Annotated in this window: 14 protein-coding genes; 9 read left to right on the plus strand and 5 right to left on the minus strand. The window is 65.6% G+C overall.

Translation table 11 applies throughout. From position 1 onward, the window contains the following. The first annotated feature begins 659 nt into the window (after positions 1–659). Complete coding sequence (locus tag AB0J46_RS19320; protein ID WP_364333341.1) at positions 660–1520, plus strand: hypothetical protein; 861 nt, start codon at positions 660–662, stop codon at positions 1518–1520. A 420-nt stretch (positions 1521–1940) separates the two neighbouring features. Here the strand turns inward: AB0J46_RS19320 and AB0J46_RS19325 are convergent, their stop codons facing one another. Beyond that, complete coding sequence (locus AB0J46_RS19325; protein ID WP_364333344.1) at positions 1941–2378, minus strand: hypothetical protein; 438 nt, start codon at positions 2376–2378, stop codon at positions 1941–1943. 216 nt (positions 2379–2594) lie between these two features. Here AB0J46_RS19325 and AB0J46_RS19330 point away from each other — a divergent pair, with 216 nt between their 5' ends. After that, positions 2595–3257 (plus strand): hypothetical protein, encoded by a 663-nt coding sequence (locus AB0J46_RS19330; protein ID WP_364333347.1) that lies wholly within the window; start codon positions 2595–2597, stop codon positions 3255–3257. An 875-nt stretch (positions 3258–4132) separates the two neighbouring features. After that, complete coding sequence (locus tag AB0J46_RS19335; RefSeq protein ID WP_364333350.1) at positions 4133–4498, plus strand: DUF2809 domain-containing protein; 366 nt, start codon at positions 4133–4135, stop codon at positions 4496–4498. Positions 4499–5033: 535 nt separating this feature from the next. Here AB0J46_RS19335 and AB0J46_RS19340 read toward each other — a convergent pair. Next, the gene (locus AB0J46_RS19340) at positions 5034–5741 is read right to left on the minus strand and encodes an integrase (RefSeq protein ID WP_364333353.1); all 708 of its coding nucleotides are present in this window, start codon (positions 5739–5741) and stop codon (positions 5034–5036) included. 174 nt (positions 5742–5915) lie between these two features. Further along, positions 5916–6926 carry a CehA/McbA family metallohydrolase gene (locus tag AB0J46_RS19345; RefSeq protein ID WP_364333356.1) on the minus strand — a complete coding sequence of 337 codons (1011 nt, stop codon included), beginning with the start codon at positions 6924–6926 and terminating at the stop codon, positions 5916–5918. A gap of 1329 nt (positions 6927–8255) precedes the next feature. On the opposite strand from AB0J46_RS19345, the gene AB0J46_RS19350 reads away from it, so the two are divergent. The 3 genes from AB0J46_RS19350 (at position 8256) to AB0J46_RS19360 (ending at position 10306) form a co-directional block, all read left to right on the plus strand. Next, on the plus strand, positions 8256–8756 hold the full coding sequence (locus AB0J46_RS19350) for a SigE family RNA polymerase sigma factor (RefSeq protein WP_364333359.1): 501 nt from the start codon (positions 8256–8258) through the stop codon (positions 8754–8756). After that, on the plus strand, positions 8753–9532 hold the full coding sequence (locus tag AB0J46_RS19355) for a hypothetical protein (RefSeq protein ID WP_364333362.1): 780 nt from the start codon (positions 8753–8755) through the stop codon (positions 9530–9532). The genes AB0J46_RS19350 and AB0J46_RS19355 overlap by 4 nt, the downstream gene beginning before the upstream one ends. A gap of 228 nt (positions 9533–9760) precedes the next feature. Then, positions 9761–10306, plus strand: coding sequence for a GrpB family protein (locus AB0J46_RS19360; RefSeq protein WP_364333365.1), 546 nt, complete (start codon positions 9761–9763; stop codon positions 10304–10306). A 23-nt stretch (positions 10307–10329) separates the two neighbouring features. On the opposite strand, the gene AB0J46_RS19365 is transcribed toward AB0J46_RS19360, so the two are convergent. Then, positions 10330–10860 carry a CbrC family protein gene (locus tag AB0J46_RS19365; protein WP_364333368.1) on the minus strand — a complete coding sequence of 177 codons (531 nt, stop codon included), beginning with the start codon at positions 10858–10860 and terminating at the stop codon, positions 10330–10332. Positions 10861–10916: 56 nt separating this feature from the next. Here AB0J46_RS19365 and AB0J46_RS19370 point away from each other — a divergent pair, with 56 nt between their 5' ends. From AB0J46_RS19370 to AB0J46_RS19380, 3 genes are all read left to right on the plus strand, one after another. Further along, complete coding sequence (locus AB0J46_RS19370; protein ID WP_364333371.1) at positions 10917–11141, plus strand: hypothetical protein; 225 nt, start codon at positions 10917–10919, stop codon at positions 11139–11141. 184 nt (positions 11142–11325) lie between these two features. Next, a complete protein-coding gene (locus AB0J46_RS19375; protein ID WP_364333374.1) occupies positions 11326–11655 on the plus strand; it encodes a hypothetical protein in 330 nt (109 codons plus the stop codon). A gap of 167 nt (positions 11656–11822) precedes the next feature. After that, entirely contained in the window at positions 11823–13262 is a 1440-nt protein-coding gene (locus tag AB0J46_RS19380) for a hypothetical protein (protein WP_364333377.1), read from the plus strand. Between the two features lie 58 nt (positions 13263–13320). Here the strand turns inward: AB0J46_RS19380 and trpS are convergent, their stop codons facing one another. Further along, the gene (gene trpS / locus AB0J46_RS19385) at positions 13321–14301 is read right to left on the minus strand and encodes a tryptophan--tRNA ligase (protein WP_364333380.1); all 981 of its coding nucleotides are present in this window, start codon (positions 14299–14301) and stop codon (positions 13321–13323) included. Positions 14302–14357: the final 56 nt, after the last annotated feature.

Consider the following 14357-nt stretch of genomic DNA (forward strand, 5'->3'; position numbering starts at 1 on the left):
CCGGGCCGGGCACCGCACGCCGGCGCCGCCGTACCGACCGAACGCGCCGACCGGGGTTGCCGCGCCGCCTTACAGATGCAGCTCTACGATCGCCCCTGCGTGGCTGGCCGCCGTACGTGCTTGGGGGCGATCGACGATCCAGGGTTCGTTCCTCACCCTGGCTCACCGGAAACGTGGCTGTTCGCCGTAACTCCGGCTGAGTGGCCATACGCCTGTCAGCGGCTGGGCGCGTACGACTTGGTGTGGTGTGCATCCAGACAGCAGATTCAAACCAATGTCGCAGCCCAGTGAAGACGAGCGATGCTCAGTTGGCATGCCTTCTGTAGATGATCTGTGCGGGAGAATGCCCCATGCGGTTTGGGTTGGACGCTCTGGAAACTTACGACTGGTCTCGCTTAGTTCACGCCTACGGCCAGGCCACCGATACTCTCGACCATCTTTGGCGGCTTGTGCGGGATGATGACGCAGCGTGGGAGGACACGATCGTCCACCTTCACACAGCGGTCACCCACCAGGGCTCTGTCTATCCTGCTACGGCCCCGGTCGCGAGCGTAGTCGCCGGGTTGCTGCAGGAGTCGGGGTTCGATCGTCCCATCTCATACGGTTGGCGGGAGCCACAGCAGCCTGTTCGCGTCCACCTGCTCGACTTTCTCACAGCTGTGGCCGAGGGCAGCGAACCGGACCGAAGTGATAGTGAGCTCTGGTCGATCTACCACAGTGATCGGCAGCAAGATCCGGATGAACCATGGGACATCGAAACGCCCGCCTGGGCATACGACGCCGTCATGGAGTGCAGGAATATCGCTCCCGCCCTGGTGGACCCAGTCCTACGTTGCTTGTCCGATGGCGATCCACGTACGCGTGTTGCGGCGACCTCCGCAGCGGCGGCGCTAGGTCTGGTGCCCACGGTTTCGAGCCGGCGCGCCGAGATCGTCAATCTTGTCGAAGATCGTGCTCGCGACGCCGCTACTTTTCACGAGCGCGCCGAGGCGCTTCAGACACTCGACCATTTCGACAGTGTGAGCAGATCATTCCTGTTCGATCGGCATCCCGGCGTTCGGCTCGTCGCGGCGTTCAGCTCCAGCCTCGCACACGATCCTGACAGCCCGTCGGCTGTGTGGCATGCGGTGACCGACCCCGAGCGGGCCGCAGCGTGGTACTCGGATTCGCTTACGCTGCCCGCAACCGCGGGTTGGCCGAACCATCTACTCCACCAGGCTGTCCTCCGGGTGACGAACTTCGCCGATCTCTTGCCCACCGCCGTCGTAGTGGCAGCCACGTCGCTCCAACCCACAACGGCCAAGGATCTGCAGCTTCTCCTGGAGAGGGCCTTTCCGGAGGCGTTCTCGCCAGGCGACTCGCTCAACAATGAGCAGCGGACTTTCCTCCGAGCTCTTCTCGATAACAGTAGCCTCTGGGAGTCGGTGCCTTCAGGAGTGGCGCAGGAACTAGGTATTTCCCTCGCTCTCGTAGGGTTGCCTGCTGATCATGCGTCTTTGTTGGCCATCGTCAGCTCCTGACTATGAACTGCGCGAGACATCCGCACGTTCCTGGCGCGTTCGTGGTTGTCTCTACCTCGTGGGATATACGCGCGATGATCTTGCCTTGTGCGGGGGATGCGAGAGCCGTACACCGAGGTCAGAGGTCTGAAGCGGTCAGTAACATCAGTCCGCTGTAAAACCGTCGGCGGTTCGACACCGTGCCCGTCGCGTGCCCGATGGGGCGGTAGTCCAGGGGGAACGGCGGGGAGCCACGGGGAACGCGATCAGTGCGTTGAGCTGCCTCTCCGCAGGTGGAGCAAGATCGGCATGCGTCTTTGCAGGCAGGGGGTCAGGAGTTCGAATCTCCTAGGATCCACTCCAGGTCAAAGGCCACTACCCGTGATCGGGAAGTGGCCTTTTCGATCTTGTGCAGCTGCAAAGTACAGCTACAGCGACAACTCACTCCGGTTCCCGTGAGAGTGAGTCGACGAACGTCTCGGCTTCTGACTGGCTCATGTCTTCGATGCTTCGCGCAAGAAAGACGGCCTCCTTTCGGTTGCCGGCCTCGATCAACTTGCGAACCCGGGTGGGTAGGTCGCCCTCGTCGAACACCGGGAAGCCTGGCAGGACGCCACCAGTGCGCAGAACCCGTGCGACCTTCACCGCGGTTGGTCGAGATACCTGGGACTCCTCCTGGATCAGCGCTACGGCGTCGCGGATTCTGCCTGCCTCGATGAGGTCATGGGCCCGGACCTGAACATTGACAGGCGTCACGAAGTCCAGGTCGACGTAGATGCGCGTTACCTTGCGCTGTCTTATCCACCTGCTGATTCCGATCCCGATGATCAACAGCAGCAGGACGAGGAGAATCGAATACATCGCGTCTAAGCCAAACATGCGGTGATCGTAGTGAGAGGCACCGACAGGTCAGAACCCCGTGAGCCATGCCAAAGGCCGCCCCCTGGAGAAGCGGCCTTAAGGTGCGCGGATGGCTTGGGAACCGAGGTGCTGTCCCAGGCGCTTCAGCGCCTTGCGCGTTTCTTCTGATCATCACCCGGGTGGGCAAGCACAACAAGACTGTTTCTTGGCCTATGCCTTCGCCAAGCTGTATCCGTGAACGCCACAAGTAGCGAGGTCTGGGATCCGTTCGGCACCCTCCACAACGCCCTATGGATCGGAGGTGGACAATGGGCCGGGAAATCCACCGTTGCCAGGGTGCTGGCCATCCGGTACGAGCTGACCGCCTATCACTACGACTACCACGACGCGCGCGCACACAATGACCGCCGGATCGCCCGCCGAGTGCGACTTGGCGAGCCCACCGCGGATCCTGACCCGGACACCGTCTGGGTGAACACCACCCCTCAAGAGATGGCCGACGAGACCCTGGCCGGCTTTCCCACGCGGTTCGAGTGGGCGTTGGACGACCTGCGCGGCCTGGTAGCGGGGCGGCCTGTCGTTGCCGAAGGCTGGGGATTGCGTCCTGAACTGGTCGCTCCCATCATCGACTCGCCCTGTCGGATGATCGTCATGGTGCCGAGCGAGGCATTCCGTCAGCGCCAGCTCCGCGAACTGCCCCGTGCCGGCAGTCTCAGCCTCCAGGTGAGCGACCCTGAGCGGGCACAGGAGAACCGGCTTGCCCGCGACCGCCTCGTCGCCGATGAGGCGGTCCGCTCCGCTTGCCGCTTGGGCATCCGAGTCCTGGAGGTCGATGGCTCCGACGATGCAGAAGTCGTGGCAGACACCGTGGCCGACCACTTCAGCTCCTATCTGTAGCTCACGTAGATCGACGGGTCGCACGACGCAGGTACGTGTCGCCCCTCGTTTGGGATCCAGCGATGCCACGAGGACCTGTCTCGGAGTTACGGTGCTGATCCGCAGGTTCTGCGTTCGCGGCTGTAGACCGTCGGCTCTGCCTCGAGGACCTCAAGCCATAGTTCTCCCTGCGCAACGAGGTAGGCGAACGGTGCAACACGCCCCTGCGACACAATGATCTCGTGCAGCGATTCGATGCCGCGGGAGCAGACCTGGTCCCTGGTCAACGGGTCCGGGTCCGAGTGACACAGCAGCACCCGTGGGGCGTCATGGTGGAGATCCTCGGGCACGAGGGCATCGGTGCATCGATCGATGGCGCGGCGATCGACAGTCCCTCCGGTGCCGGACGGGCGTGGCTTGGCGAGTATCCGGCTGTTGGGACGGAGGTGGACGCTGTGGTGCAAGAGATCCGTCGATGGAGTCCGCCGGCGTGGGCGCGTCTGACGATTCGATCACAGGACCTTCACCGCTTTCAGTGGCTGTGCGATTTCTGCGGTACGCCCACCGTTCTCAGCCCGGAAGGGGACGGCGTGGTCATGGATGTCAGGAGCTCAGACGGCCCTGGCAGCCATGCCATCGTCACGCACCGAGGATGTCTGAGAAGCCGTCTGCATGAGTCGAGCAGCGAGCACGCGCGTGTCGACTCGGTGGGTCGGCGATGAGCGATGGCTGCATTCCGGATGAATCGTCACTACCTGCCAGCGTGCTGACATGTCGTCGCCATGGCACTCCACCGCGCGGTCGCTGACCTGACGCAATCAGCATGCCGCCATAAGGGACGAACTCTATGATCAGGTTCGTCCTGATCGTTGAGATTCGGAGATGATGTCAATCTCATGCGCCGCGCCATGGTCCTTCTGGGTGGCGTCGCCCTCGCCGTCGGCGCGTTCGTCCTCTTCTACCGGGGCCCGGGACAACCGTTCATCCGCGGCTACGTGAGCGACGTCGTCGCCACCATGCTGGTCTACGCGTTCTTGGGACTGCTGTGGCGCACCACCGCCGCACGCCGCGCCCTGGCCACGGCCGCGATCGCCGCCGCCGTCGAGTTCTACCAGATAGTCGGCATGACCCCGCCGGGGATCGGCGGTGTCCTGGTCGGTGCGTTCCCCGACCCATGGGACCTGGTCGCCTATGCCATCGGTGTCGTCGCGGCCCTGGCCTGGGAACGCCGATTGGTCCGATCCGGTGATCAGGCCGGCTGACTCTCGGACACCACCCCACCGGCACGCTGACGGTACGGACGCCCCACAGCGGCGAGATCGGTTCGTTCCGAGGAGCTGTCCAGGTGGCTACGTGGAGGACGAAAGCCAGAGTCTCCCCAACTGTCCAGGGTGTCGACACCGGTGGTCGACTTCTCGGAGTGGCGAATGGGGGGCTGCGGCTAAGGGAGCGGAATTTTGCTGTGCTCAGTCGCCTTGAGCTGGGATTATGCCCTTTGCATGTCATATCGAGGCAACCCTCGATGAATGGCAGAAAGGTGCGTCATTAATGGTGCTTCGTGGGGCTAGCCCTGGTCAGCAGCAGGTCGTCATGGCTGCCGGACATGCCTATGCGGCGGGGCGGCGGGTCTTCGTTGCCCGGTTCACTGCCCCTCTGGACAAGGCGCCCGAAGGGAGAACTCTCCCCGAGATAGGTGAGCTCATCGAGGAGATCGAGGGGCAGGGGTGGTACTTGGAGCACATGGCCACCAGTGTTCTGGTGGCCGCCTTCGGCCGCCGCCACGACAACGTCACATGCCTATTCCGTCGAAGTGAATGAGACGTGAGCAGCGGTGGCGTCGTCGTAGGTCTTGCCGCGGGGCCAGCGCTCGCCGTGCGGATCGGAGTGTTCGGCGGCCCGGACTGTGGAGATGAGGTTCGCCGGCCCGTGCTGGTCGAGTGTGTCCAAGGCTTCGCGCCAGGTGGCCAGGTGGAAGCGGTCGACGAGGCGGGAGGCGCCGTCGCTGAGCAGGGTGGCTGCGCGTACTCGGTCGGCGGGGATGTTGCCGGTGAGGGCTTGGTGGGCGGCGAGGGGATCGGTGGCGGCGACCCAGAAGCCGCCGTCGCGGTTGCGGTAGGAGCGTAGGGTCTCGACGTGGCGCCGGTGGGCGGAAACGTGTGTGTCGCTGCCGGAGCCGAGGGCGTCCATCTCGGCTCTGTAGAGGGCGCCTACCTGGGCTTCCCGGTCGTCGCAGATGACCGTTGGGTCTGGGGTGCCGGTGATGTCCAGGACGAGGACGGAGTCGGCCGGGACGAGTTCAGGCAGAGGATTCGGACCTTGGCTGATCGAGGCGATGAGGGTGGAGCCGAGGGTGCGGGAGTACCAGGCCACGCCGTGTGAGCAGCCGGAGTCGGAGCCAGGCGGGGTGCCTGCGCCGTCGAGGAGTACGGAGGCGTCCGGGGTGGCGGCGACGAAGTCCTCGTTCGCCCGGTCTGGAGCTGCTTGGGTGGCGAAGGTGACCCGCACGGCTTACTCCTCTTCGTGCCGGTAGAGCGGGCTGGCCAGTTCGGCCTTGATGGGCTCGCCTGTTGACGGGTCGTACTCGACGCTGACGACCGTGGAGAAGCGCTTGTCGCCGATCTGTCCCCCAGGGTCGCGATCTCTGTCTGGAGGAGCTGCACCATCTGACCCTTCGACGTTTCAGCTCAGGATGATGGGGTTGGTGAGCGCCGCCATGTGTTCGTTGGGATGACGCACCTCAACGCGGACGAATGACGATTCCTCCGCATTGGTATGCCACTCCAAGACGCCTGTTCCATCGCCTGGCAATGGTGCGCGGTGCACCGTTCCTCGATCGGTGTGAAAGCTGACAGTGCCGGACGGCACACCACAGACATCCACCCGGACCACAGCCGGTTCGCCGTAGGTATCCAGCCGCCCCCCGATATCGGCACTGCCATCACCAGCAGAGACCTGGAGCGACAGCTCAACCGTGGCCGATTCGGCGATCCAGCTCCGGCCGGCACGGATGCCGGCTAGGACTGCGTCAGCACTCAGTTCCTCAGCCAGCACGACGGTGTGCGGTCTGCCGATCTGGCCCTCCAGATGGGTGTCGCTGTTGCCCATCGCAGGTCGCCACCGTCCACGGCGGATGTCGACGGCCAGGCCCCGGCCCCATTCGGCCAGTGCTGCCGCATTGTCCGCCTGCCAAGGGGCATCGGAGATCCATGGCCCGTTCCACACCTCCACCACATCAAATCCCTCGAACGGGTACATGAAGACGCCAGAGGGGTACGGCGCGTACGGGTGGGCCGCCACGCATAGGCCACCAGCCTCATGTACCTGATCCAGATGCTTGCCGATCACGTCGTCGCGGACGCCGTACCGCCAGTCGACCACCTGCCCCGGATTGATGCCGAGCGCCAGCCAGTGCCCGGTCTGGCTGGTGGCCTCCTGGCCAATGATCACCAGCAGGTCGTCGCCGACGAGCGAACCCCACGCACCATGCGCATCTGCGGTGTTGTGCTCAGTGGTCGCGATGAAGTCCAGCCCCGCAGCACGAGCACCGGCCGCAAGCTCCTCCGGCGTCAGCTCTCCACCGTTCGAGAGAACCGAATGCACATGGCAGTCACCTCGATACCAGCCACGCTCCTGACCAACCACCAGCTTCGGCGGGAACTGCGATTCCGACGTCCCATAGTCCGTGACCATCTCGGCAGCGTATTCACTTCACAGGAGAAATCCACAAGTGAGTCCGTCGAACTTGCGTGCTACTTCGCGTTGACGTTCGTCCGTGGAGTGGTGGCACATAAGGACGGCGCGGGTGCTGTGTGGCCCATGCGGGCCATCGGCTCCTCGATCAAACGGCGGGACACCGGGCCGGCCCCGCACTTATGAACCGAACGCTCCAACCTGGCCCAATGCCGTCGTACAGATGCGGTCTTGACGATCGCCACGCGTAGTTGGCCGTCGCACATTGCTGGGGACGGTGTGATTGCGGTCTGCTGCCAAGCTGAGGCATGGACCAGTCTGGGGGGTGATACGGCAACTCCGCACTTTCGGATCGTGGATCAACGTGGGATGCTCTCGACATGACCGCGGTAGGGACGAGGTGAACGATGCTCCATACAACCCCACCTACCGAGTCGGACAAGATCGATACCCTCCGCGTGTGTGGCACCGTTGTCCTGGTGCTGGGCCTGGCTCTTTGCGTAGGAGCCCTGTTCTTCGCAGAGGGTGAGCCCCCCTGGCAGGTCCTTGGAGTCTTCACGCTCGTGGTCCTGGTTGGATTGACTCTGCGCATTGAAGCGGCTGTCCGTCACCGTTAACCACTTCAGGCCCCGGAGTACGTTCGATGGTCTTGGACTCAGGTGTGCGCGGTTCGCGTTTCCACCGCAGGTCGACGCTCAGATTTCGGGGGCCTTGACGACTGACTCCCTGTAAGCCGTCGGCGGTTCGACATGGGGGCAATTCAGGGGAATGGTGGGGAGGCGCGGGGAGCGTGGTTGAGCTACAGCGCGCCCAGCACTTCGCCCAATAGATCATCCGACCGTACGAACGCAGCATCGTCGAATCAGGTGGCCCGTCATGGATTCGTGACTCTACGAGGGGGCCGTCTCCAGAGAGAAAAGCGTCGAGCTCGAAAATCGCATCCTAGATGTCCTCGTCGAGTTCACTGGTACGGCGTCGAACCCAGAAGTGCAATCCGACGCGATCCGTCTCCACGCAGACTGCGACGGCAATGACGTCGGCAGAAACAAGGCCCCATAATCCTTGGACCGCATCCAGAACTATCGCGTTCTCTCGCTCAAGTTCCTCCGAACTGGTCATGGGCGCACTCCAGTTAGGGCTGACCGACATGATCACAGCGCATGAGGTGCTGCTTGAGCAGCGACGATCCGTTGGAGGAGCCTTCCACAGGCGGCAGCTGATGATCTACGCCTGCCCGGCCTCGACGTGAGCGCTCACCGCGGCGCCTGTCATCCGTACGCGCCTCCCACGTTGTAGTCATCGCCGGAGACGACGAGACGGAGATGACTGATGGACGACGGGTTCGCCAAGTACGTGGCGCATCGACATCTACGGCTGTGCCGGATGGCGTACCTCCTCACCCGGGACTGGGGCACCGCCGAGGACCTGGTGCAGACGGCGTTGGCCAAGGCCTGGGTGGCCTGGCGGCGGATCGAGGGCAACCCCGATCCGTACGTCTATCGCATCATCGTCAACACCCACGCCACCTGGTGGCGTCGGCTGTGGCGTGGCGAGGTGCCGGTCGAAACCCTGCCCGAGACGGCCGACCCGCAGGACCACGCGGCCGCCGTGGGGGACCAGGCGGCGCTGTGGAAGGCCATCGCCACCCTGTCGCCCCGCCAGCGGGCGGTGATCGTCCTGCACTATTTCGAGGGACGGACGCTCACCCAGATCGCCGACATCATCGGCTGCTCGCTGGGCGCGGTCAAGAGCCAGCTCGGCAGGGCGCTGACCCGTCTGCGCGTCGATCCGGACATCCGCACCATGAATCTGAAGGAGCTCCAGCGATGAGGCACACGGAGAGCAACCTGCGCACGCTCCTGGACACGTACGCCCATGACGCGACCGGCAGGGAACCGGTCCCCCACCTCGACGCGATCGTCCGCCGAGGCCGCCGGATGCGGCGGGTCCGGCGTTCGCTGAACGTCGGGGTGCTGGCCGTCGCCACCGTCGCTGCCGTCATGTCGACGGGCCCCGACCGGACCGACCAGGCCACGGTGGCCGCGCCGCCCAGCTCCGCGCGGATCCAGACGCCCCCGGAGCTGCCCAAGACGTTCCCCGTGGTGCTGGGAGCCGAGAAGTTCACCCTTCCCCTCATCCACACCCAGCGTTTCGGTACGACAGGCGTCCGCAAGACCGTGACCTTCACACCGACGAGCTTCTCCACCGGTTACAAGGTGGTTTGTGCTGATCCCCGAGCATGGGTCGTCGTCTCGGCTCCGCTCAAGAGCGGTGAAGCGGGCGGCACGGCCGGGCGGTGCGGAGCCGGGGTGGGCGGCCACCACGACCGGCTGTCGGCACCGACCAAATGGCTCAAGGGCCGCCAGACGATCCAGGTATGGGTCTTCCCCGCGGACGCCCCCGTCGTCAGGGTCGCCGAAGAACTCGGCCGCTGCCTGCCGTTCCCGAAGGGGGCGACGTGCGACGAGCGGGCGGCCGGCGTCTCACTTCCCCGCCCTGACGTGCTCGAACGCCTCTCGGCGGAGGTCGGCGAACAGCCCGGCGAGTGGGCGGTCGGCATCTACGACCGCCCAACCACCGTTGATCGCGGTCACCAACCCTCCTGATCACGGGACGGCGTCCCGCCCGACAAGGGCACTGGAAGAACGGCACCGCGGCCCTCAGCCCGCCCGCCGTCCGGGCGCGCGGCGGGGGCCGGTCCCGGACGGCGTCTGTGCTGGGGCGATCGGGGGTGTAATTGATCGCCGCGTGTTCGGCCCGAACGGAACGCGGCCGGCAGCCGGACTTTCCTGCGCACCGCTCACGGATGCCTGTCCGCCCACTAGGCTCCAGCCGTGATCACGGTAGTCGACTACGACCCCACATGGCCGGATCGGTTCGAAGCGCTGCGCACGGAGTACGCCGAGGCACTGGCAGCCGCCGAAGTCGCCGTGATCTCCATCGAACATGTCGGCAGCACGTCAGTCCCCGGGCTGGCCGCCAAGCCGATCATCGACTGCGACATCGTGGTGGCGGAGCAGGATGTCGCCGCCGCCACGGACGTCCTGATCGGCCTGGGGTTCTCGCCGTTGGGCGAGCTGGGGATCCCCCAGAGATGGGCCTTCAAGGCACCCGCACGACTCGCCGGGACCCACACCTACGTCGTCGTCGACGGTTCGCTGTCCCTCCGCAATCATCTCGCGGTCAGAGACACCCTGCGAACCAACGCGAGACTTCGCGACCAGTACGCCATGGTGAAGAAGCACGTTGCCGGGAACGCCGCCGACATCGACGACTACGGCCGGGGAAAGAACGCGACGGTCCAGGCCATCCTCGCGGAAGCCGGCCTGACCGACGCTGAACGAGCCTCGATAAATGCCAACCAGGTGCCGTCTCAGTAGGGCGTTCGGCATGCACACCGAAGTCAGGTGTAGTCCGCGTACGCCATGTGGACCCCGCAGTCGCGGCACCTGAACAGATAGCCGGTCGGGTTGCCGTCTTTGTCGAGCGCGGCAAGGAATTCGTCCACCTGCTCGGCAGACCACCCGCCCGTGGAATTCTCGAAGCGCAGCATTTCCCGCGCATCCGGGTAAGCGACGAGTTCCGATGCCCCGACTGCGCCGAGGAAAGCAGCTCCGTCGCCACAATGGAACAGCCAACGGTTTCCCTGCCAGGTGGAGAAACCGGGGGTGCGGCGACTGATGACCTCGATCACCTCCGTGGGGACGTCGTCCGGGACGTCATACACATCCACGAAGGTGGCATCGAAGCGGGTTGCCAGACTTCCGTCCGCGATGCACCAGGGGCATGGCTCACCGGCGAGAGACTCGACGCAGTAGACCGGCCCTGTATAGACGTAGCCTCTCTGTCTCTCGCAACACACGCAGGCGGTATCAGATGCCGTCACCGATCCCGTGTCGAGGGGGGCCGGGTGATAGGCGAAATCGGGCAGCATGGCGGTAGCGTACGCGGGTGGACAGGTAGACGGACTCTTCTGCGATGCTTTGCCGTGTGAATGAGCCGGAGGACGCCGCCACCCCTGAAACAGGCGCAGCAGATGATGCCCTTACCGTGAGGGCCCTGGGGAACGCCGCTTTCATACTTGCAGTGGTGGTGACCGCTTTCGATCTCATTTTCCAGCAAGAGCTCTCCACAAATGCTCTTCTCGGGTCACTCATTTTCGCTGTGATCGGTGTCGGGCTTCGCATCGAAGCCGCGATTCGCCTGCGAGATTGACGGGCTGTCCCGCTGCCGAGCTGCCTGTAGGCGTCGCGTGGGAACAGGTCAGCCGATAACGGTCGGCCGGGCGTCGTAGGTCATGATGCCCTTGGCGGGTTACCGAAGAGCAGAGGGCGTTTCGATGGCTGTGCGCAGGACGGATCCGCCTTCTCGGCGTGAGGGACGAGCAAGGAGCGGGCTCTTGGGCCCCGCCCTGGTCAACCTCGCGCTCGGCGTGCCCGCTGCCCTGCCGTTCGCTCTGGCGCGGTGGCTGCTGACCGAGTACCTGCCGATGGACTGCAGGAGCACGGAAGACCTCGCCAAGCCGGGTCTCGTCAACTGCAACTACACGACGCTCGATCACGCGACCGTCGTCATGTTCCTCCTGGCGGTTACCGGCGTCGTCATCCTGGCGCTGGTGGTGGTGGTCGACGTGGTCCTCCCGGTCCGGCGCGGGCGGGGGCTTGCGGCCCGGCTCGGCACGGCGGTGCTCATCCCGCTGCCGTTCGCGGCCTGCCTGGCGCTGCTCTGACGCCGGCACCCGGGGCGTCCGTCGGCGGAGGGGGAGGTGCTCAGCCGAGGTCGGCGGTGGGCTGTCGATGAACACGGTCCCCGGAGCCGGCGAACCTGCCTTCCCGCCTTGACCGATGGCCTGCTTCGCGCGAGTTGTGAATGCCAACAAGCTCGGGCAATGTGGCCGTGATCATGCTGCTCAGATGTGAGAGGCCGCCCGTGTACGTGGTCTATCGATCCTGGGACCAAGGGATGTTGGGGAAGTCGGTCCGGCGCCTGGCCGAGCCGACGGTGCTGGAATGGGTCCGGAACGTTTGGCGTGATGCCGCGGCTCAGGACACCCATGACCGGCTCATGCGGGAGCTGGGGGCGAATGTCCATGGGCTGGACTGGCTCTTCTCGGAGGGCGGCCCGGCCCCCGCGACCATGCAGGAGCTCCGCACCCTTGCCAGAACGCGGATCCCGGACGTCTATCAGTGCAACGTCGACGAGCACAGCGTTCGCGTCCTTGCCAACGGGCTGAACTATGACGTTGCCTACTATCTCGTCGATGACGCCGCGGTCGCGGCGGATCCGGGGCGGTGGGCCTTCGCCGTGCACGACGGGCCGCTGCCCGAGGTGGCTGATCCCGTTGCGGGCGCCACGACGTTCACGCCGCCGCTGCGGGTCACCGAGCTGACCGACCGATCGCCTGCGGAGGAAGGGTGCGTCTTCGCGGTACTGCTCACCTGCAAGGCGAGGCACGACAGCATCGGCTGGAATCCCACTCACCTGTTGCCCGGTGTACGACTGTCGCAGTTCGGCGCGGCGCTACGGGACCTGGACGCCTCCACCGAGGAGTGGCCCGAAGAGCTCCGCGTTCTGCGCGTGCTGGTCGCGCCCGGCGAGGACGGCGTAGCGGCCGCGCTGGAGCGTTGCAGCCGATGGCCCGAGCACCCGCGGGGGTCGGGCGAGGAGCATGCCCTGCCTCGCTCGCATGCCGAAGCGCTGGCGCTCCTTGAGGCCGATCGCGAAGGGACCGTCGTCCGGACGGGTGAACACGTGGCGCAGATGTTCGTCCACGGCGGCCATAGGACGTACGAGCAGTGGTTCTTCTTCGACGACCGATGGGCCGGCGCCTACCCTGAGCTCGCCTCGTCGCTGATCTGGTTCGCCTACCACTGGGATCCGCTCTGCTCAGGTGATCACCTGCACCTCACTCCCTGCTCCGACAACCGGGTCCGGTACGTCGCCGTGGTGGGGGACGACGGCCGGACACACGTACGACAGGCGCAACCCCACGACGAGCCACGCGTGTGGGACCTGCGCCGCTGGTCCTACGAGAAGCGGCCGCCAGGAGATCCGATGGCCGGAGAAGTGCTCGGCACGGTCGAGATCCAGTTGCAGCAGCCGTCACCGGACACGTGCAGGCTCACCGAGTTCACCATCACCCGCAGCCGCCATGGGCAGGCGGTCGCCGGTCTGCTCGGCCGACGCGTCCGTCAGGATCTGCAGGAGGCCGGCATCAGCCGCACCACCGGCTGGCTGCCCCAGAACAACCTGTATCCGCACGGTCGTCGTTTTCTGCGGGTGCTCGGGCGGATTCGTGAGGGCTTTGACGGGGCCCATGTCCTGATCGGCGAGTGATGGGTGCCCGCCTCCGGTGCGGGGTCGGAGGCGGGCGTGGTGCCGGGTTGAGTCGCAGTCAGGCGGGGAGCAGGCCGATGGCTGCCTTGGCCTGACGGATCTTGGCGCCGGCCAGGTCGCGGGCTTGTTCGGCGCCGGCCCGCAGGGCCTTCTGGACGTGGCCGGGGTCTGCCGACAGGTGCAGGTAGCGGTCGCGGATGGGGGTGAGGGTGGTCACCACCGTGTCCGCCACCGCCTCCTTGAGCTCGCCGTAGCGGTCGAACCGGGACGCCAGGTCCTCGGGGGCGTGGCCGGTGCAGGCGGCCAGGATGGCCAGGAGGTTCGAGACGCCGGGTTTGCGGTCGGGATCGTACGCGACCGCGTTGTCCGCGTCGGTGACCGCGCGCATCACCTTGCGCCGCAGCACGTCCGGCTCGTCGAGCAGGCGCAGGGCGCCGCCCGGCGTGGCGGCCGACTTGCTCATCTTGTCGGCCGGGGACGTCAGGTCCATGAGACGGGCGGCCACCGGCGGGTTGACCGCCGTGGGCACGGTGAAGACGGGGGCGTACCGGGTGTTGAACCGCTGGGCGACGGTTCTGGCCAGCTCGACGTGCTGGCGTTGGTCCTCGCCGACGGGGACCTCGTCGGTGTCGTACAGCAGGATGTCGGCGGCCATGAGGATCGGGTACGTCAGCAGCGACATGCGGACCTGCTGCTGACGGCCGGACTTCTCCTTGAACTGGATCATCCGCTGGGCCTCGCCGTAGCCCGTGGTGCATTCGAGCAGGTAGTGCAGTTCGGTGTGTTCCGGCACGTGCGACTGGACCAGGAACAGACACGACTCGGGGTCGGTGCCGGCGGCGAGCAGCAGGGTGGCGAATTCCAGGGTTCGCCGGTGCACCTGGGTGGGGTCGTGGTCCAGGGTGAGCGCGTGCAGGTCGGAGATGAAGACGACGGTGTCCGTGGTGGTCTGACCGGCGATGATCGGGGCGATGGCGCCGAAGTAGTTGCCGAGGTGCAGGTCGCCGGACGGCGTGAAACCCGTGAGACGTCGTGGCATCGGTGGAGCTCCCTCAGGTCGGGAGCCGCCTGTCGTCCTGGATCGGCCGAGAGATG

Origin of the sequence: Nonomuraea sp. NPDC049758 (genome assembly GCF_040674635.1) — a bacterium.
GTDB lineage: Bacteria > Actinomycetota > Actinomycetes > Streptosporangiales > Streptosporangiaceae > Nonomuraea.

Bases quoted from the DNA above. Each gene is read 5' to 3' on its own strand.
- AB0J46_RS19345 (WP_364333356.1), bottom strand. From the start codon at position 6,926: ATGGTCACGGACTATGGGACGTCGGAATCGCAGTTCCCGCCGAAGCTG.
- AB0J46_RS19365 (WP_364333368.1), bottom strand. From the start codon at position 10,860: ATGCTGCCCGATTTCGCCTATCACCCGGCCCCCCTCGACACGGGATCG.
- AB0J46_RS19355 (WP_364333362.1), top strand. From the start codon at position 8,753: ATGAGGCACACGGAGAGCAACCTGCGCACGCTCCTGGACACGTACGCC.
- trpS (WP_364333380.1), bottom strand. From the start codon at position 14,301: ATGCCACGACGTCTCACGGGTTTCACGCCGTCCGGCGACCTGCACCTC.
- AB0J46_RS19350 (WP_364333359.1), top strand. From the start codon at position 8,256: ATGGACGACGGGTTCGCCAAGTACGTGGCGCATCGACATCTACGGCTG.
- AB0J46_RS19325 (WP_364333344.1), bottom strand. From the start codon at position 2,378: ATGTTTGGCTTAGACGCGATGTATTCGATTCTCCTCGTCCTGCTGCTG.
- AB0J46_RS19335 (WP_364333350.1), top strand. From the start codon at position 4,133: ATGCGCCGCGCCATGGTCCTTCTGGGTGGCGTCGCCCTCGCCGTCGGC.